The sequence below is a fragment of the Halodesulfovibrio sp. genome (genome assembly GCF_025210605.1).
Classification (GTDB): Bacteria; Desulfobacterota; Desulfovibrionia; order Desulfovibrionales; family Desulfovibrionaceae; genus Halodesulfovibrio.
The window spans coordinates 107,984-128,430 of the sequence record NZ_JAOARI010000004.1 but is presented as its reverse complement, the minus strand read 5'-3'; the positions used below and the strand labels follow the sequence as shown (position 1 = coordinate 128,430).

Sequence of the window (20,447 nt, the reverse complement as noted above, 5' to 3'; positions counted from 1 at the left end):
TCGCGGGCGGTTCTGGTAGTGACACATACATCTTCAATATTGGAGATGGAAACGACACCATCAACGAAAAACCTTGTACCGATGTTTGCGTCGACATTGACGTTATCAACATTGGTGTTGGTGTAGCTGCTGGTGATCTTACCTTCAAAGCTGATGGCGATGACCTTATCATTGGAATTGAAGGTCACGATGATGACTCAATCCGCATCACAGGCGGGCTTGTTGACCCATCTCATGGTGTTGAAAAAATCGTTCTGGCTGACGGCACTGCAATTGCTATCGCAGCTGTTATTGCCTGCCAGACACATTCAGATGCCGACGACACTATCGTTATTCCTACAGATGCAGTCCTTGCTGTTATCGACGCTAACGGTGGTGATGACACCATTACGGGTGGCGATGTAACAGCTGTTGTTAACGGCGGTTCCGGTGATGACACCATCACCACTGGTGACAAAGATGATACACTTTCTGGTGGGGCAGATAATGACACCATTAATGCTGGCGGTGGTAACGACGTTATTACCGGTGGCACAGGTGACGATACTCTCACTGGTGGATCTGGCAACGATACCTACATCTACAACAAAGGTGACGGTCACGACACTATCAATGAAGCATCCACTGATCCAAATTGCAGTTGTGTAGACAAATTACAATTCGGTGTTGGCATTGCCATTGAAGACCTGCGCTACTCATCTGACGGTAATGATCTCATTATCAACTTCAGAGACACCGATACAGACTCCATCAGAATTACTGGTGCCCTGTCAGGTGCGTCAGCTGGAATTGAAGAGATTTGCTTCCCAGATGGCACCAAGCTAGAATTCTCTTCCGCATTGTCTATTATTGAGCTTACAGAAGGCATGGACTTCCACATGCTACCTCTCACCAATAATACCACAATTATCAACTGCCATGGTGACAACGATACCGTCATGATTTCAGGCTCTACTGCGAGCATCATTGATGGTGGTGCTGGAAATGACACAATATACACAAGCTCTACAGTAGCTACACTGTATGGTGGTGCTGGAAATGACAACTTGTCTGCAATGTCAGGAAAAGCAACCTTTATTGGAGGCACAGGCATTGATATTCTAAATGGAGGTCACTACGGTGACAACTATGTCTTCAACAAAGGTGACGGACAAGACATTATCCGTGACAACTTCTCTATGACATGTGAAGCTAATTTCGACCCTGATACATTGCGATTTGGTGATACAATCACAAAAGACGATATCGCTTTCTACATGCAGGGACAAAATCTAGTTGTATCTGTTAGCGACACAGACAAGGTAACCATTTACCAGCAGGCAAACGCCAAAAATGCAATTGAAAATATTCAGTTGGCTTCTGGTAGTTCCCTTTCTTCCGCAGAGATAAATCAGATTGTCGCTGATTTATCTAATTATGCATCAGATCATGGTATTGATTTCACTTCTGTTGAAGATGTGAAACAAAGCCAAGAACTCATGAACATCATTACTGCTGCTTGGGATAACTAATAAACAACTCGCCACATTGCGCTACAGCAATGTGGCGAGTTTTTTGCGTCATATAGAGAGAAATACGTGCAAACTGCGTTCTATTTAAAAAAATCTGTATTCATTCTGGCACTCAGTCTTTTCATCACAACTATTTCAGGAACAACAAAGAGTTATTGTGAAAACATTTCTCTTAGCATATTAGAAGAACAAGCAATAAAACACTCACCAGACTTAGATAAATTTTCTATTGAAACAAAACTGCAACAAGAACGTTTAGACGATCAACAATATGATTTTTACCCTTCACTACGCATACAAGGGAACAGTGAATACTCTTCAGACTTAAGTCATGGATGGGGTTCAGTTGTTTCTGTTGGTGACATAGTACAATCAACAGGTACTAAATACCAAAACTCTGTATCTGTAAGGGCAAATTACGTTCTTTATGATTTCGGTGCTCGAGTTCAAAAAGAGTTAGCTCTGAAAAAATCCATACTTGCATCTGAATCTACACAGCTTGCAGAAAAATTACGACTTCGCATAAGTGTACTCAATTCCTATGCAGCGGCTCTGACTCTATCACAGCAAATGGACAATTTAAAAAAGATTGTCGATTACTCACAAGAGCTAAACAATCTTACAAACCGCCTGCGCAAAGCGGGTAAAAAAGGCCCTATTGATTCAGCCAGAGTCTTTACTGAACTAAAAAAAAGAGAAAACGAACTCTCACTGCATGAATTTGAATTGTATAAACGACTCGAGGAACTCTCTTTTTATACAGGTAACCCTTTATCCAAAGACACCCTGTTTACAGAGCTGCCACGCCCTGACCTATCAGACTTTTTATTCAATGTTGAAAAACATCCTAGTATCGAGCGCTACACGTATGAGTTAGCCAGTCAGCAAGCAAGTACAGCTGCATCAAAAGGGGAATATTTTCCAAAAGTATCACTGTACAGTTCCTACCTGCTTTATGGTTCAAATGCTAAAGACATGATGAAATCCTATCAGGATATTTCGGAATCTAACTTCACGGTTGGTGTCTCGCTAGTTGTTCCTATTACAGATGCTTTTCGCAACCAACACAGAGTTAGTCAGTCTGAACTGACTGAAAAAAGAATCCGTGCTGAACAAAGAAAATTAAAAGAACAGCTCCAAACTGAATTCAATATTAGTCAGCGCCAGTATAAATACCTGCTAAAAGACCAAAAACAAAAACGCACCATGGTACATATTCTTCAAAATGAACTCGACATGCTCGAGCGGTTAAAAAAAGCGAAAGAAATTGACGCAGAAACTGCAATTCGACGCAGCATTGTTCTTTTAGAACAAAAAGCTGCACTCAGTAAAAGCGTTGTAGAACTATCCCATGAATTGTTGCGCTTACAGTATCAAATGGAGGCTACAAGACATGAATAGTGGATTAGTTTCTCTAGAAGTAGTTGCACGCATCAATAAAGTGCGAATTGATATTGCCAACATCGTACGAGAGCACTGTATCTCATCCGATGACATTTCCAGCGACGAACTGGTTCGAATAGCTAAAAGGCTTGGGCTGCGGGCTAAAAAAAAGAACCTGCCCCTTGATAAGTGCCATAAAAAATACCCCTACCCTATTATTGCTCAGTCTAAAGATGACCGTTTCTTTGTTGTGCTGGGGTACAAAGAACAAGAAGAAACGGTCCTTATTTACATTCCAGAAGAAGGTGCAACCCGTTCTGTTCCTTTGGAAGAATTTAACGAGCTAACGACTGATCGCTATATTATTCTCAGCCACCGCCTGCTATCAGAATCTGTCCGCTTTGGGCTGGGATGGTTTTTCAAAGAAGTTTTCAACGCCAAAGGTATTATGGCAGAAATTCTTCTGGCATCATTTGTTGTACAACTTTTCGGCTTGGTTACCCCGCTCTTTACGCAGGTTATTCTGGACAAAGTTCTTGTTCATAGAGCCATGACAACGTTAAAGATTCTTGCAATAGGCTTTATTGTCATCGCTGTTTTTGAATACATACTTAACCTAGCTCGAAACTACCTTTTCACACATACAGCAAACAAAATTGACGCCAAGCTCGGTGCACAACTATTTCGCCACCTGCTGTCGCTACCATGCCCGTATTTTGAAGCTCGAAAAGTTGGGGACACCATAGCCAGAGTTCGCGAGCTAGAAAACATCCGCAGTTTTGTTACCAACAAAACAGTATCGGTTCTTATTGACTTAGTCTTTTCCATTGTTTTTGTTGTCGTAATGCTCATGTACAGCGTGCAACTGACCTTTATTGTTATTGGGTTTGTCGCGCTTATTGGCTTGCTCTACCTGTGTATTACACCAGAACTGCGAAGACGTTTGAATACAAAATTTGAGATGGGTGCGAAATCAAACTCTTACCTTGTTGAGTCTGTAACAGGCATTCAAACGGTAAAATCGCTCGCAATTGAAGGAAGTATTCAAAGGAAATGGGAAGACCATTTAGGGCGCTATGTTTTTTCAAACTTTAAGATGACAAACATGAGTAATATTACGAGGGGAACAGCCGGTTTTCTTCAAAAACTCATGACCATTTCTATTTTGTATCTTGGCGTTAAACTCGTGCTGAACAGCGAGCTTACCATCGGTCAGCTTATCGCATTCAACATGTTATCCGGACAATTTTCTGGTCCAGTTCTACGCTTGATCGGTGTATGGAATGAACTTCAGCAGACACTTATCTCTGTTGATAAACTCTCCGACATATTAAACCACCCTTCGGAAGTTCAAAGCGAAAACGCAATTGTTCTCAACAAACTTGAGGGGAATGTCGTTTTCGAAAATGTTCAATTCAAATACGCCCCCGACGCACCAATGGTTCTTAAAGGCATTAACCTTAACATTCCTCCAGGTAGCTGCGTGGGGATTGTTGGGCGAAGTGGAAGCGGCAAAAGCACCGTGTCAAAATTGATTCAGCGCCTCTACATTCCTTCGGCAGGCAGCGTACGTATCGACGACGTTGATATCAACCATGTAAGTCCGGTATGGCTCCGCAGTAATATTGGCGTGGTATTGCAGGAAAACTACCTGTTCAGCGGAACTATTAAAGAAAACATTGTAATGGGAGCGCCAAATGCCTCTATGGACTTAGTGCTCCATGTTTCTAAAATCACAGGAGTTCATGATTTCGTTTCCCGACTTCCTAAAGGGTATGATTCCGAAGTTGGTGAGCGCGGTGAAGGTCTCTCTGGTGGGCAACGTCAGCGCATTGCAATTGCCCGAGCATTAATCACAGACCCTCGCATCTTAATTTTCGACGAAGCAACATCCGCGCTGGATATCGAATCCGAGCTTATTATTCGTAGAAACTTACAGAATATTGCCAGAGGCAGAACCATGTTCATTATTGCACACAAAATTTCCATTGTTAAAAATTGCTCTGTCATTTTAGCAATGGATAATGGTGAACTAATTGAAGCTGGCACTCATGACGAACTCATGCGTATTCCAAATGGTTACTACAAAAAGTTATATACTCTTCAGGAGTGCACTCAGTGAGTTTCTTAAAATTCTTATCACGTGACGATAGTCACCATTTTAAACCTATTCTCACAGAAATCGAAGAGACGCCTGCAAACCCGTTAGGATCTCTAGTTCTTTGGGTTATTATCATCATTATCTTTGCGAGCATTGCATGGCTTACATTTGGTGAAACCGAAATTGTAGTATCGGGACAAGGCAAGTTCATTCCTTCAGGAAAAGTCAAAATTGTGCAGCCACTGGAAACAGGGGTAATCCGTAAAATTTTGTGCAAACGAGGTGATGAAGTAACAAAAGGGCAACTGCTTGTTCAGATTGACCCATCAGCCACAGACCCGACCCTCGAATCACTGCGGGAAGAATACAAAACATATAAAATAACAATAATGCGGTTGGAATCACTGATATCTAACCGCCCTTTCGAACCCGACGAGTTACTTTTTGGCAAAGAAACGGTGCAGGTACAGCACGATATCTTTAATTCACTCAAAAATGGATACAATAAACAAATTGCAGCCAAAGATGATGAGCTTCACAAAGCAACGCAGCAGCTCACGGCACTAACAATCGAGAAAAAAGACTATGCGGACTTGTTACTAACCTACCAAGAACAAAAAACTCGTCTCGATCCTATTATCGATATTATTCCGCGCAATGAATACAATGATCTTTTGAGAAAAATTCTCGAAAATAAAATTGCTTCAAACAATATCACTGCCAAAATTAAAGAAGTAACAACACACCTTGAGTTGCTGAACCATCAAAAAGAGGCGCTACAATACAACTTTACGAACAAATTAAGCGAAGAGTTAGCTGAGTCTTCCATGAAACTTGCGTCAGCAAAGGCTCGACTTGATAGGATTTCTTTTGCAAATAAGAAGCAGAATATAACCTCCCCTGTTACTGGAACAATCAACGAAGTATTGATTACAACAGAAGGCGGTGTCGTTACCCCTGCCGAAAAACTTATTTCAATTGTACCTAAAGACAGCCCACTTGTTGTTGAAACAAAAGTTCTAAATAAAGACATAGGCTTTATTGAAAAGGACATGCCTGTAACGGTTAAAGTTAACGCTTTTACCTATCAACGCTATGGAACTCTCGAAGGCAAAGTAAGCCAAATATCAAAAGACAGCATAAAAGATGAGCAGCTCGGTGACATCTACATGGTATACATTTCAATCGAAAACCCAACATTAAAGGTTGAAAATGAAATAGTACCAATGAGCACAGGCATGACCGTACTTGCGGAAATTAATGTCGGCACCAGAAGGCTTATTGAATTCTTTATTTACCCTCTCATTAAATATTTAGATGAGGGACTAAGTGTGCAATAGTCACTCCCCCAACACTTTCTAAAAACCAAAGCCCCACTAAATGTTTAAGCTGCCGTTACCGGATTGCTACAAACATTTAGTGGGGCTTTGATTTGCGCATGCTTCGCTTTCCAATTTAAATATGCGGCGCCTGAAATCTCATGAGAACTCTCCTTGTTTTCACTTTACTGTCAGCTACCTTTTCCTTCGAAATCATAGCAGCCTGAATTTCAAAGAATCGTTATTCACACATCGATAAATTCTAGCTGCATTATCTCAAAAGCATTATTTTAAATTTTTACGTATTAAGCAAAGCTTACAAACTAACCATGCCTTATCAAAAAACTTTCTACATCCACTACTTAAGTTTACGCATAAAAACCTTAAAGTTAATTAGTAAGAAACCGATATCGTCAATACGTACAAAGTGAGTACACACTACCATTTTTATGTAGGAGGACATCCCATGCAAGTTTCCCTAATGTCAATTTCTGATGTTTTTTTAGCTAAAGAGTCATCTGGTACGTTGTTAAGTCGAGCAGAGAAAGAGAATAGGTCTATGCAAGCTGCACCAGAAATGAGGGATAGAATCACTATCTCCGATGAAGGGGTAAAGGTACTGGATACTAGGCAGGCTGAGAAATTGGATAATGATTCTGCATTAGCTGCGCCTGCCAACGCTCACACTCCCCCCTCTGGTAGTGTAAGTGAAAAAATGATGGAAGAAGGTAGGAAATATGCGGAAGGAATAGGTGCTCATGGATTTGGAAAAACCGCTCCACGTTCAACTCCAGCTATTGAAAAGCCAATTACACATACTACCTCGCATGGTAACTCATTCACGTTTGAAACCGTAGCTGATCGGGATGATGAGAATACGCTCTATTTAACTGTCACTACAAGTGCAGGGGAAGAAATGCGGTTTTCAGTTGATAGTGATATTGTTATTTCAGAAAATAAAAATGGTGAATTAAGCATTAATCAGTTTGAAGGGGAAGGGACAGATAGTAACGATATCGTCGTCAGTTTTTCGTCACGAGGAGGTATGCCGAGAAACCTTAAAGGCGGAGATGACTTTCTTCTTTTTATTGATGACGAGATTGCTACAGATAAGAGCGGCGCTCGAGACTATTTTGAGGCAACTGCAACTACGCAACGCAATATAGATACAGGGGGCGGAGATGATGCAGTGCATGTTGTTTCGAGCACTAGCAAGGGCTTAGATGATATATTTATATCAACTGGTGATGGAGATGACAGTGTTAATATATACACGCCGTCAACAAATGAAAAGAAAACCCAATTTTCTATACAGACTGGGAATGGCAATGATACTGTGACGGCGGATACTCTTCAGGGTAGCTCACTTTCTACTGGCGATGGTGATGATGAAATTGTGGTAAATAATTTTAATTATGGTCGGCTGCATACTGGCGACGGTAGTGATAAGGTTGTGGTAAATAACTTTAATGCTAGCCGGTTAGACACTGGCGACGGTAATAATAAGGTAAAAATCGATAGTTCTACTTACAGTCAAATAGATACTGGCAATGGTAATGACGAGCTGGCTATTAAAAAGGCACATCGCAGTAACATCTTAACTGGCGACGGTGATGATAGGGTAAGAATCGATAGTTCTACTTATAGCAAAATAAATACTGGCAACGGTGATGACGAGCTGACTATTGAAGAAGCACATCGCAGTAAAATTTCGACTGGAGACGGTGATAATTACCTTTTGTTCGAATCTATTTTTGAATCCTCCATACGCACTGGGGATGGAAAGAATAAAGTAACTATTCTAGATAAAATGGCGAATGTCGAGTTTGACGCCTTTGATGGTGAAGTTGAATTTTACTTTGATCCAAGTAAAGCTACAAATTTAGAATTCTATCATTTGTCAGAAGATACAGCTCGTTCTTTACTTAAATTACTAGACAAGAGTGATACAGTGGTCGTAGCAGGCGAACTTGAGAAACATAATATAAATATTGGATGGAAGCTACAAAGTGAATCTAATTTCAAAACAAAGGTGAAGATTTCTGATTACTTGCTTGATCACCCACTACCTCCATTAGTTAATTATTCTCCTCCTCGTGATTAACTTCCATCATTCATTTTTTTAAGCAAGTTAGGTAGCACTAAAAAATTTAACTCAAGTACCCCCATCACACCCAAAAAAATCGTTATGCATCTATATGATGTTGATAAGAAAACACTTAGAAGAAAACATAGGGTAAGAGTTCTGCGCTACGCTTCTTCGTGAGGTAAAAGAAAGAAACCGCTATCGCGGCGACATTAGTATAGAAGCTGTGAAGGATAGAAAGGCAAGTTTCCCGTGATAAGTTCGCGAGACCGGACCAATACCGGACTAAAATACGACTAGGGAACAAAAAAGGGTTCACAGTTTGATCGAAAGATACCACTGTAAACCCTTGAATTTGCACATGGTACCGAGAGGGAGACTTGAACTCCCACAGCTGTAAAGCCGGCGGATTTTGAATCCGCTGCGTCTACCAATTCCGCCATCCCGGCATGTGTGAAATGGTGTTTATGGGAAGTAGCCTTAACTGTCAACCAGTTTAGAGATTCTTTTTAATTTTTTTCAAAAAAACATAGTTTGATACGGAATTTTCGGACATTTCTATTCTCAAATGTCAAAAATATGCAAAAAAGCACCTCCGCCCTTCAATCTTGCCTTCTTGCACATAAAATTCTTTCTCTGATGAAATCTACAAAAAGCTGGAGCACTGACACTTAGATCTAATTATATCTAGAGGATATTATATGCGCTTAGCGCCTGCTCAGCCCCTAACCATCATAGGTTCACGCCACGGTCGCAACATTCTAATTGGAGTTTTTACCGTAGCGCCGTAAACTTTTTGTATAAGGCATTTGAACATTTTTAACTCCTCAAGGAGTCAATCATGCTAGTGGATTGTTTCAAAGATGCTGACAATTCGTTCAAGGTTTATTTCTGTAATGCAAACAGAAAACATGCTTCCATTCCAGAAACAGCCCAACTTGTGAGTTCCCAGCCTATTGATAAGTGGCAGTGTGCACCGCTCTACAAAAATTACGACATATTCAATTCAATTCAACGCAACGGGGTTTGTATTGTTGACCACAATGTCGAAAGTTGAACATGATTCTCAAAAAGGTACGCCCCCCATGTGAGCAACCATGAGGGGCATTTCTATTGGTAATTTTTCATTCGTAAAGTGTATGATTATACCAAGTACCCTATCTAGCTTATGCAAATAGAGTGCGATTCTAATTTGTGCATACAAAGATCCTAAGCAGAACCTTCTTCTTGCAGGTGTCCCCCGCCTAGCAGTATCCCCTCCGAATTAACGCCCCCTAACTACAAGTAATTTGACACTCGAGACAATCACGGACAAAATTTACTTTACCAGCCTCCAGCAACCCTGCCAGAGCACTAAGGCGTGGTTTACACGATGTCTTACAATCCGCTTTTTTTAGATGGTCACTTTGCGTCTCAGGAGACAACTGCCACCACCGTTCATTGAGCAGCTTTTCCGGTATGGGCTGTTCCTTTTGCCACACAACCTCTAATGGCATCCGCCATCCTTCATTTCGCCGAATCGCCTGTGTACTGTCCTGTACTTCCCCATATTGCAATATAAACTGCGTCTCAACGCCCCCCTTATCAGGAACAGCATAACAGCTGCCAGCCGCTGTATAGTACACTTTGCGTCCCTCACGAGTTCTTTTTAAAATACTGTCAGGTCTGCGTTGAAAACAGAAAGATGTAGAAGCCGCTAGCACGCGAAAGAAATCATACGCAATCCCCCATGCAGGAAGATTTTGATCGACACCACCAGCAGGAACCACCTCAGACTCAATATGCTCTTTTTTACCCCGAACACCGTCAACAGCAACCGATACAAATTGCGATGCTGACTCAATACCTAAAGAAACTCCGCTACCATCAGGCAAAACTGAAACGTGTATAGTTCCAATCGTAAAAGCATCACAAAAAGCAGCATGTTGGACAAATTTGCAGAGCGACTTTTTATATTTTTCACGCCGCGTAATCATCCCTGCCTGTGCAGAAAAATTATCCACCAGCTTTTCATTAGGATCAGGAAAATAGCTTACAGGGAAAACTCCTGTAGAAAGCCCTTCCTGAGATATAACTGAACCGCAGCGAATGCCGAATACTCCGGAGTACCCTGCTATTTTCATAGTCCACGCGGCTGATGAGAAAGAACAATCACTCACGCCGCGCCACCCTAACTGTAGCCGCACTTCAGGAATAAAGTTCGAACGGACAATAATTGCCTTAAAAACTTCTGATGCGGCAGTACTAGACTCTCGTAATGCAGCATGTGGGCAAATTGAATTTGGAATTACACACATACAGTCTCCTTTTGAGCCGCCTGAAGCCCCATAACGGGAGCGTAATGCTTCAGGCGACCTTATCCCCTTTACTGAGCGTTCAGGGTGTTAGGGAGTTAAGCAAAGGTAATGATACCGCCATTACCGAGCGGAATGTATCATTCGATACATAATCGAGTTGAACCTGTAATAAAATTTTATGTGCCCTACAGTGTCACTCGCTTTTCATGTGGTTCAGGCAATCTTCACAGCCATTCCTCTTCGTATTCCTGCATAGCGGCAAAAACCAAGTCCGTTGCGCGAACACCGCAATGCTCCTCCGCAACATTTGAAATAAACAGTACATATCGCTGCATCAACGCGGCAGCTTGCTTACTGTTCCGCTCACGCAAGGCATGAATGAGTTTTACGTGCGAAGCAAAAAGCTTACCACGCTGTTCTTGTGTCAGTCTGAATAAAACTTCCCCGAATAAATCAGACGGAGCACAAATCTGTTCCATTATGCTCATCAAATATTGATTATTAGCTCCCTGCGCCAGCATGCGCAAAAAAGAGACTATATCGTCAAAGACCATTGAAGTTGAGCCGGATAACAGGCTGCGGGACAAAGCAACATTGCAGTGCTGCAACTTATCAATAAGTCGTATTCCAATATTTTCTGCACTTTGCGCAGCAATAATTGGTAACATCAAGTATGCAGCTTCACATTGCTCTGCTATCTGGCGGGTTGAATCTCGTCTTTCTGGTTGGTTAGTATCTTCTAGATCCAGCAAACAGCTGTGCAAAAAAGTACCACTTCCCCTGCGGATGGACACGAGCCTGCAAGCTTCAAGTTTATGAAGTGTATTTCGCAGAGTATTTCGGGAAACCCCGATAAGCGGAGCAAGCTCTCGCTCTGGAGGAAGCTTATCCCCCGGTTGAAGGTTTCTCTCCTTCACAACTACTGATAATTTTTGAAGTAATTCCTCGTATCCCTTCACAAGCCCCCCAAACAAAATTCCTCTCTAGTCTTTTTACCCTAGAGTGACTCTCTAATTACATGCACCAAAACTCGATAACAATAAAAAGCGTTTTTTCATATAAAAGTTAACCCAATATGACCAATTAATGAGCCAAATTAGCAATTGGGTGACCCAATGACACAATAAAACCACTTATAATTATTACAAGTGGTTTTATTGTATGGGCATTACGCCCCAATATATCGTTCTACAGAACTAACTACTGGCTTTAGTCTGCCGCCGCCAATTACGCACTGTCTGCATAAAAGGTTCTAGGATCTCATTGTAGGAATCAACGTGCCTATTGGTATACATTGATTTTCTTTTAGAGCAGATGACAAGAACGCTCCGTAACACACCCCGCACATAATATGGCTTCGCATAATATGACCGTATGCCTTGCGGCACGAATAAAGCCCAGTCAATCGGCTTTATACTATCCATTGTGTCATCAACAATAAGGTAATCCAGCTCATAGCGGACGATATCTTGGGCAACCGTTCCAGCATACAGGTAAGATTCCCCTTGTTTTTCCATTTCAAATGGTTTCCCGCTAAAATACACCGTCACCATGTTTTTTCGTATATGCACATCGGAGAACAGCAACGCGTCACAGCTCTCTTGTGCTTGCAACCGCGCGTACGTTTCATTAAGCGCATCTGCAATGTCTATATTGTACTCATGATCGCCTTGGGACAATTCAACAGCCGCGTGCGGCTTAGCTGAAGCGTATTTTTCAGCAATATCTGATGCAACATGTCCATTCTTTTCTTCCATCGCAGCCACAGCCTGCGTGGCAGTATCCGTTACATCCACCAAACACCCGTGATAGTAATCAGGGTCACATGAACTGCGGGTACCACACAACTTAAGCCAGATGAATTCACCAGATTTTCCCGGAACACGAAACACAGTAGTCGCGGCGTTATACTCTTTCATGTTTTCGAAAAAAATATCCACACGCTTTTTTTCTTTCGGCTCTAAGAGTGACTCTCTAAAAGCTGCATTCTTTACAAAAAGATGCGTATACTCCCCAAGCCCCTCAATTATAATATCATTCAGGATTTCGATACGAGAACGAGGAATTTCCACTCTCCATAACACTGCCTGAAAATCTTGAACAAAGCTCAGCAAATCCTTTTTAGAAATGGTTGCTGTAGCCTCCGTATTTTCAATTCCGTTCTGACGCATACTTTTCCTGTCGTTAAAACCATCTGCCAATCAGCAATAGATTAAAAAAATATAGTACGAAGTTCTCAGCACACAGCGCAAGCCTAAAAAAAACAAGCATCCCTATTGCCTGTTTTCTATTTTTCAATGCGTTTTTCGATACATCTAATAGAGCATCTGCAAACCTTGCCAATCAAGAACTGCAAACGTTCGCAAAAAAGGAAGCTGCTATTTGTATACGGAGCGTTATGCCCATTAGCAATTAGCGCGACTGTAAAGCACATTACATCGTATTCTATCAGCAGAAGATAGCACATGTTTTTGTTTTGTCACATTGTCTCCATCTGCTTGACATTAATCATATATATGTCGGAATAGGTTAAGCATGCTCAAAATAGATAGACTCTAGAGGCGGCTCGGCTTCATTTGTTCAACAACCACATTTAATATTATTTTAGAGAACATATGCATCACTCAAAGCCATATTCTCAAGTGCATGAACATACTGCATCCACTCCTGTTCTTGTATTTGATGATGTCAGTTTTGCATGGCCAGGCGGTGTAGGATTACAGCACGTTTCATTCAACGTGCCTAAAGGTCAGTTTGTTCTTATATCCGGTGCGTCAGGCACTGGAAAATCGACGTTACTGCGCTTAATCGTCAGGCTGGAAGATCCCTATCAAGGACGGATACTGCTCCATGGAAAACCTATTACGACATTTTTTCCACCGACTCTACGCTCGCACATTGGTTTTCTCCAACAACAACCAGTCCTGATATCAGGTTCCATACGTGAAAATTTACTCTTCCCGTTTACGTTGCACAGTAGAAAACACTGTGCCCAACCTGAAGAGCAGGAACTGCAACAATGGCTTACCAAACTCGGCTTAGAAGGAATATCACTTGATGCTCCGGCAAATACTCTTTCAGTCGGACAACAGCAACGCATATGTTTTATCAGAGCAGTGCTTACCTCTCCTGATGTCATCTGTCTGGACGAACCAACCAGCTCACTTGACCGTGAAAGTAGAGAACGGGTGGAAGCCGCAGCCGAAGAACTGATACACCAAGGAACATCTGTCATAATGGTAAATCATACCAGCTATCACCCGACCTGCCAGCATATGCATCTTCACATTGAAAATGGCGCTGTGAGCGTAACATCATGACCACATTCATTCCTATTGCATGGCACCAACTTTTAATTGCACTCGGGCTTGTGGGAATATCTGGAGCGGCATCTCTTTATTACCATTTGAAACTTGAGCGCGACCTGCTCGTCGGTGTATTCCGCACTTTTACCCAGCTTCTAGCGATGGGTTACTTACTCAAGCTGCTTTTCGGACTGAACAATGCTCTTCTTGTCATCGCTGTTTACCTGCTCATGACGTTTATCTCAGTACATATTGTTCATGGGCGCGTAAAAGAAAAACAAGTCGCTTATTTTGCCCCCACGACACTTGCAGTAATGCTCAGCTACTCCCTCATTACTATCGTTGTTACAAAGGTAATCATTGGAGCAGAACCGTGGTGGAGTCCGCAATATTTTATCCCGATAGGAGGTATGGTTGCGGGGAATTCCATGAATGCCCTTTCCCTTACTCTTGAACGCTTTTTTTCTGAACTGCACACAAAGCGCGATCAGGTAGAAATGTATTTATGTTATGGAGCGGATTACAAAGAAGCTACGGAAAGCATTTTCAGAACATCGTTAAAAGCAGGTATGATTCCAGCAATTAACTCTATGATGAGTGTCGGGCTAGTGTCTCTTCCCGGGATGATGACGGGACAAATCCTTGCGGGAGCTGATCCTCAAGATGCTGTTCGATATCAGATAGTTGTCATGCTTATGATTGTTGGCTCTACTGCACTGACATCTATACTCGTGCTTCTTTTAGTTAGAAAACGCTGTTTCACCGCGGCAATGACACTCATTTTGAAGAAAGACAGGTCGGTAGAATAAAAAATCGTTATTGATGGTCGGGTATTACCCACCTTTAACCACCATAAATAGATCAGCATACACGGCGCTGCCTCTCTTGCTATTTTTTGTAAGCCAAATAATAAAAAAGCCTGAATCAAATTCATGATTCAGGCTTTTCAATCTATAACCAGTAATAATTACATACTCTTCAAATCTTCCACCAGTTGTGACAACTGCCCAGTAAGATGTGCTAACTCATTCATTGCCAGTGCAGACTGCGTCATTGATTCCGCTGTATCACCCGCTATTCTGTTAACTTCATCCGTGCGTTGACTAATTAATTCTGAAGCGGCTGATTGTTCTTCAACTGCTGTGGCAATGGTTCTAACCTGATCTGAAGTATTATTAACTATGCCGACAATAGTGGTAAGCGCTTCGCCTGCCTGAGATGCAAGTTTATTGCTAGAATTAACAATCCCTGCTGTTTCTTTCATTTCCGTAATATTCTGAAGTGCTCCCTTCTGAATTGCTGAAACTGCTCTCTCTACTTCTAAGGTCGCCGACATTGTTCTTTCAGCGAGCTTTCGTACTTCATCTGCAACAACAGAAAAGCCACGCCCTGCTTCACCTGCGCGGGCAGCTTCTATCGCGGCATTAAGCGCTACCAGATTGGTCTGATCTGCAATATCTGAAATAACATTCATGACTGCACCAATACCTTCAGCCTGTCCTCCTAACTCATTCAGACAAACTTCAAGCCTGCGCGTCTCTTCGTCAACCTGATGAATCGAACGTACAACAGCTTCAACCACTTCACCGCCAGACTCAGCGTTACTGCGGGCGGCATCCGCACTTTTTGCGGCACTGCTACAGTGTTCAGCAACGTCTATGACTGTTGCTGTCATTTGCTCCATTGCTGTAGCTGCTTCACTTGTATGCTCACGCTGAAGATCAGCACCCTGACTTGCCTCATCAACCTGTGCGGCAAGCTCATCAGATGCAGAAGAAATCTGCATAACAATACCTTCTAACTGTAACGCAGCCTGAAGCATCCCTTCACGTTTAGCAGCATCCGCTTGAGCACGGGCTTCTTCTGCCTCTCTCAAAGCTACTTCTGCTTCGCGGCTTTTTTCTTCTGCCTCTTTTGATTTTTCATCCGCAGTACGCATGTTCGCGACAAGTTTATGCACCATATCTTTTATAGATATATACAGTGTCAAAAACTCACTACTGAAACAAGATTCCTCCGGTAAGGCTTCATAGTTCCCCGCCGCAACATTTTTTGAAGCATCAATCAGCACCGCAAAGGGCTTGGTAAGATAGGAAACGATAGCAAAAATGAGTAAAGATACGATGGCGATTGCAGCAACGGAAAACAATAGATTAAAGTGCAGAAGCTCATTCGCATCTTTATGAATTGTATCAAGTGGGATTCGAACCAAAATACTCCACGGCGTATCAGTGCCAGTAATAGCAATAGGTTCGAACACGTACATATATTCAATACCATCTAAAGGGGAAACGGCAGTAAACTGAATGGGCTTCCCTTTTGCAATGGCATCACGAACGGCTCCCCGTGATTCTTCTGGGAGAGCCTCGGCAATATTTTTACCAACGAGGTTTTTATCGGGATGTGCAACAAGATAGCCTGTTGTAGACATGATTGCAGCGCGACCTGTTTCCATTGGTCTAATCTCTTGAGCCATTCTGTTAAATGCACCCAGCGTAACGTCAATGCCGACTACACCAAGAAACTTTCCAGCTTCAAACAACGGGGCACTTACCGTGGTCATATATTTTCGTGCATACGCAGAAAAATAAGGCTCTATAATTACAGCAGAGTGTTTGTCGCGCGGTCCCATGTACCAACCTCTTGTTGTTTCGGGATTCGCTTTTGTTAAATCAGCAGGAAGAAATTCTCCATTCACTTTTCGAAAGTATGGACCATATCGTCCATCCTTTCCCCACCATGCTCGCTTTCCTGCATATTCAGCATCACGACCATCGAGCGCGTTCGGCTCAAACACAACTTGTATGCCATGAAAAAATTCATCGGTAAGGATAGCATTCTTAGCCATTGAGTCGATAACGTCACGATCCAGCGTCGCTTTATCCGCCTGCATTGAGCGAATAGACTCAACCAACGTTTCTGTTACACTCAATGCCTTTTCAAGTTTCAATCTGATAGCATTGCCGTATTTTCCGCCAACAAGCCTTGCGCGTGCTTCTGCCTGCGCTACAGACATCTCACGAGCTTTCATTGAAAACTCATACGAATACATTCCAAAAACAACACACATTGCAACACACAAACATAAAACAATTTTAGTTTTCACTTTCATCGTATTGAGCATTCACGTCACCCCTAGAGACAAAGACCTTGCTGACAGCATTAACTAAAGTAAGCTGGAACTCGTTTAATGATGTTTTGAAAATTTTGCTGCTTTCCAGCTCATTAGTTATTGTTGCTTCTCTGAACAATGTAAAAGAATTTCCTATATCAGCACTGTCTCAATCACCAATATACGAACTTTTCTACCACCTTTACTTTTACGCAAAAAATAAAGAAAAAATCGAAAACTATTCCATTTTTTCTATAGAAATTACATATACAAGCAGGATCATCCACATTTGCAGCATATGATGCTTATCGGTTACTATATTGAAAGTATTATAGTTTGATGATGTATTTTTACGCAGCTACACAACAAAAAAGTTGAATTTTTTGAACTACAAGATCAACGCATTATCTTTGAGACACCTTTCAAAAAACTGCTAGTTGAACATTTTTTGATTATTGCGTTACGTAATTTAATTGCTAAAAGAGAATTTTTGAGCATTACAGTAGCAAAAATACGAGATTTTCTTTGTGCAGTTTCCACATGTTTTTTCTGTCTTGCAATGTAGTTAGATATTGCATGCGAAACATGCAGTGCGTCAGTGCGTGTTAATTCCTCTGCAAGTACCGATGCAGAATCCATAGAAATAGATGAGCCAATACCGGCTGTAGGAAGAAATGACGTAGCAGCATCACCCAGCAGCACAACTCTTTTAGCACTCCAGCGTGAAGCACGGCAGTCTTCCATATTCCAAAAATATGGATTTTCAAGCCCTTCTAAAGATTGCAGTGCCGTCTTCATCACACCGGCAGGAAGTTTGCTCTGTAACAGTTTTGCAAACTGTGTTGCCGTAACCGAAGAAACCATGTCTTTGCTGCCCCCCATGTAGACAGCAAGGCGATTCTGGACAGGGTAAATTCCAACAAACCATCCATCTGCCCACAGTTCCCTGTATGTGGCATTATCAAACCCTTCCAGTGACCTCCATACTCCCCAGCCCCCCCAGCCTGTTGGTCTGTAGGTGTACTCATTCTGAGACAAAATCATCTCGCGGACATGCGAATGCCCACCATCTGCTCCGACAACAAGATCAAAAGCCTGTGCAGACCCATCAGAAAACGTCACAATGACGTTTTGGTCGTTGTTCTGTATATGCTGGATTGACGTATTATAGAACACGTTTCCCCGCGGAAAACCGCTTCGCAACAAAGCGAGTAAATCCCCTCTATCCACTCCTCTAATATCACCATACGAATCAGCAAGCGTGTCTAAGGGAATCTCTTTAAGAACTTTACCGGAATGGTCATACAAAACATATCGCTCCATTTTAGAGCTAATCTGTCTGTAACGTAGATGCATATTCAAGCCATAAAGCACCCTGCTGCCCAAGGGATAGAGTCCAAGCACATACCCGCTAGCTTCATTTTCGTCACCTTGCTCTGTCACCACTGAATTTATTCCACGTTGATACAGCAAAGCAGCAAGCGTTGCCCCTGCTATACCGCATCCTACGATCAATACACGCAACCGCCCCTGTGACAATGCAGTTTCCATACAACTACCAATCGACAACCGGCATGCTTCTTTTGACGCATTCATACCATCTCTCCCGATAAAATATGTAGAACTTATAATACGTAAAGAACGCGCACTGTGCCTGTATTTTGTGCCCTGCCCACACTAATATATCTGCACTATTCCTACCCTGACAGTCCGTAGCGGTATTGAGACGAACCTGTAAAAACAAAAAGCCCTTCATACGAAGGGCTTGGTCATGCTGTCATCACTATCTGCCACAATGAAAAATTCCATGTGTACGACTCAATAAAAATCAGCTGCTAAAGAAGTTACAGTTTCGGCGAACCCAATATTGGCAACCGTTCTACGTACTGTAGATTCGATTATAAAACACGATCACATGCTGCCGCATTTTTTTTATTTTCTTCCAGCGCTTTTTCCCACGCGGCTTTACCAACAGTGCGGACTTCATTGTCTCCATACTCTTGCACCCATGAGTCAGCCAGAGTTGTTCCATCGGTAACAAAATGGATACGTTCAGGGTCATCTGTGTATGTTACCAGCACATCTGCATTAGGGAATACTTCTTCCAAGGCGGTGCGAACCACCTTACAATATTTTTCGCGCTCCGGTACTGATGGATTCTCTACATCTGTACGCAACACATTATATTCAATACCCTTAATTCGCACATAATAGTCATGCATAAGATTGCCCCCTTTGATCGCAATTTTACCACATCCTATCTATAGATAAAACATACCCCACATAAGCGCTTCAGAATAATCATCCATACCATTTCTACAATGCACCCTAGTCATAGTAGCCATTGTAGCAGCATAACACACGTAAAGTCCTCTCCGCCGCCCCACTCATTTGAAACAAAAAAACTCGCGCCAGCGAGTGGAAATATAGTAATCCCAACCGCCAGAACGAGTATATGTTGCATTCTCTGTTGAGAGCGTGCCAGCATGCACTCAACAACTAAACCTATAAAAAAGAGCCACCATTTTCAGGTAGCTCACAGAACTATTTTACAGAAAAAACAAGCTTTACTCGAACATTACATGTAGATGCCTGCGGTTCATACATATTGGCATCAGATTCCATCATTGTTTTTGCCATGTACATGCGCGGAGGAGCGTCGGAATTAATTACAGCAGTTTCAATCGCGCCTAGCTCGCTTTCCATCAACTCCGCCATAATTGCGGCACGCTTTTTACCGCGATCTACAGCTACTTTTAATGCCTCTTTCTCACAGGTACGACGCGCAGTTTCATCAATTTGCGTATACAGCTGGGAAACATCTTCTACACCACTTTTAAGCACAGCCTGCGTCACTTCTTGCGCTCTTTTCAAATCCAAAACTACAATCGAATAACTTGCCCGAACTTGATACCCCACAATCGTACTCTGTGACTTAACGCGTTTGTAATATGGGGAAAATGATGCATTTGCATTAAATTCTTTAGTAAAATCAGAAGCAAACTCGAGATTTTTCTTAAGTGTCGTGGTTAACTCTTTGACCTGTTCTGTCAGCAAACCCTTAGCTTGTTCCGGTGTAAATTTTTTGCCGTCAGCTTGTTTAAGGAGCACTACAATAACTTGTGAAAACGAAAGAGAGCCGGATGTCGGCATAATTTTGGATTCACCGGTTTCATTCAAAACAATCTGTTTGTCTGCGCTATAGGCAATTGCGGGAACCATAAGCGAGAAGATAATAAATAATACAGTGAGGTGGCGCATTTTTTTCTCCTAAATATATTCATCCGAAATTACATGCACTGAAAAAAGCACATGACATACTTACTGTATACA

General features: G+C 42.1%; 15 protein-coding genes and 1 tRNA gene. 8 read left to right on the top strand and 8 right to left on the bottom strand.

Annotated features, from left to right (window positions below; all coding sequences use genetic code 11):
* From N4A56_RS02265 to N4A56_RS02245, 5 genes are all read left to right on the top strand, one after another.
* A partial coding sequence (locus N4A56_RS02265) for a calcium-binding protein (protein ID WP_295544783.1) occupies positions 1–1,511 on the top strand: 1,511 nt, incomplete at its 5' end.
* A 66-nt stretch (positions 1,512–1,577) separates the two neighbouring features.
* Positions 1,578–2,912 (top strand): TolC family protein, encoded by a 1,335-nt coding sequence (locus N4A56_RS02260; protein ID WP_295544781.1) that lies wholly within the window; start codon positions 1,578–1,580, stop codon positions 2,910–2,912.
* Positions 2,905–5,016, top strand: coding sequence for a type I secretion system permease/ATPase (locus tag N4A56_RS02255; RefSeq protein WP_295544779.1), 2,112 nt, complete (start codon positions 2,905–2,907; stop codon positions 5,014–5,016). The genes N4A56_RS02260 and N4A56_RS02255 overlap by 8 nt, the downstream gene beginning before the upstream one ends.
* Positions 5,013–6,335, top strand: coding sequence for an HlyD family type I secretion periplasmic adaptor subunit (locus tag N4A56_RS02250; RefSeq protein ID WP_295544777.1), 1,323 nt, complete (start codon positions 5,013–5,015; stop codon positions 6,333–6,335). The genes N4A56_RS02255 and N4A56_RS02250 overlap by 4 nt, the downstream gene beginning before the upstream one ends.
* 445 nt (positions 6,336–6,780) lie before the next feature.
* The gene (locus N4A56_RS02245) at positions 6,781–8,418 is read left to right on the top strand and encodes a hypothetical protein (protein ID WP_295544775.1); all 1,638 of its coding nucleotides are present in this window, start codon (positions 6,781–6,783) and stop codon (positions 8,416–8,418) included.
* 344 nt (positions 8,419–8,762) lie between these two features.
* Here the strand turns inward: N4A56_RS02245 and N4A56_RS02240 are convergent.
* Positions 8,763–8,849 (bottom strand) — tRNA-Leu (locus tag N4A56_RS02240).
* 392 nt (positions 8,850–9,241) lie between these two features.
* On the opposite strand from N4A56_RS02240, the gene N4A56_RS02235 reads away from it, so the two are divergent.
* Positions 9,242–9,457, top strand: coding sequence for a hypothetical protein (locus tag N4A56_RS02235; RefSeq protein WP_293668668.1), 216 nt, complete (start codon positions 9,242–9,244; stop codon positions 9,455–9,457).
* Between the two features lie 217 nt (positions 9,458–9,674).
* Here N4A56_RS02235 and N4A56_RS02230 read toward each other — a convergent pair whose 3' ends face one another.
* The 3 genes from N4A56_RS02230 to N4A56_RS02220 all read right to left on the bottom strand — a co-directional run bounded on the left by N4A56_RS02230 (position 9,675) and on the right by N4A56_RS02220 (position 12,868).
* Positions 9,675–10,697 carry a hypothetical protein gene (locus N4A56_RS02230; protein ID WP_295544773.1) on the bottom strand — a complete coding sequence of 341 codons (1,023 nt, stop codon included), beginning with the start codon at positions 10,695–10,697 and terminating at the stop codon, positions 9,675–9,677.
* A 224-nt stretch (positions 10,698–10,921) separates the two neighbouring features.
* Positions 10,922–11,656 carry a GntR family transcriptional regulator gene (locus N4A56_RS02225; RefSeq protein WP_293668671.1) on the bottom strand — a complete coding sequence of 245 codons (735 nt, stop codon included), beginning with the start codon at positions 11,654–11,656 and terminating at the stop codon, positions 10,922–10,924.
* Positions 11,657–11,893: 237 nt separating this feature from the next.
* Positions 11,894–12,868: a hypothetical protein gene (locus N4A56_RS02220; RefSeq protein WP_295544770.1), complete on the bottom strand. Its 975-nt coding sequence runs from the start codon at positions 12,866–12,868 to the stop codon at positions 11,894–11,896.
* 444 nt (positions 12,869–13,312) lie between these two features.
* Here N4A56_RS02220 and N4A56_RS02215 point away from each other — a divergent pair, with 444 nt between their 5' ends.
* Positions 13,313–14,017 carry an ABC transporter ATP-binding protein gene (locus tag N4A56_RS02215; RefSeq protein WP_295544768.1) on the top strand — a complete coding sequence of 235 codons (705 nt, stop codon included), beginning with the start codon at positions 13,313–13,315 and terminating at the stop codon, positions 14,015–14,017.
* Entirely contained in the window at positions 14,014–14,811 is a 798-nt protein-coding gene (fetB, locus tag N4A56_RS02210) for an iron export ABC transporter permease subunit FetB (protein ID WP_295544766.1), read from the top strand. The genes N4A56_RS02215 and fetB overlap by 4 nt, the downstream gene beginning before the upstream one ends.
* A gap of 158 nt (positions 14,812–14,969) precedes the next feature.
* Here fetB and N4A56_RS02205 read toward each other — a convergent pair whose 3' ends face one another.
* The 4 genes from N4A56_RS02205 to N4A56_RS02190 all read right to left on the bottom strand — a co-directional run bounded on the left by N4A56_RS02205 (position 14,970) and on the right by N4A56_RS02190 (position 20,375).
* Positions 14,970–17,033 (bottom strand): methyl-accepting chemotaxis protein, encoded by a 2,064-nt coding sequence (locus tag N4A56_RS02205; protein WP_295544763.1) that lies wholly within the window; start codon positions 17,031–17,033, stop codon positions 14,970–14,972.
* A gap of 477 nt (positions 17,034–17,510) precedes the next feature.
* Entirely contained in the window at positions 17,511–18,710 is a 1,200-nt protein-coding gene (locus tag N4A56_RS02200; RefSeq protein ID WP_295544760.1) for an NAD(P)/FAD-dependent oxidoreductase, read from the bottom strand.
* A gap of 302 nt (positions 18,711–19,012) precedes the next feature.
* Positions 19,013–19,336, bottom strand: a complete 324-nt coding sequence (locus tag N4A56_RS02195; protein WP_293668679.1) for a hypothetical protein — start codon at positions 19,334–19,336, stop codon at positions 19,013–19,015.
* A 322-nt stretch (positions 19,337–19,658) separates the two neighbouring features.
* The gene (locus N4A56_RS02190; RefSeq protein WP_295544758.1) at positions 19,659–20,375 is read right to left on the bottom strand and encodes an SIMPL domain-containing protein; all 717 of its coding nucleotides are present in this window, start codon (positions 20,373–20,375) and stop codon (positions 19,659–19,661) included.
* Between the last annotated feature and the right edge of the window lie 72 nt (positions 20,376–20,447).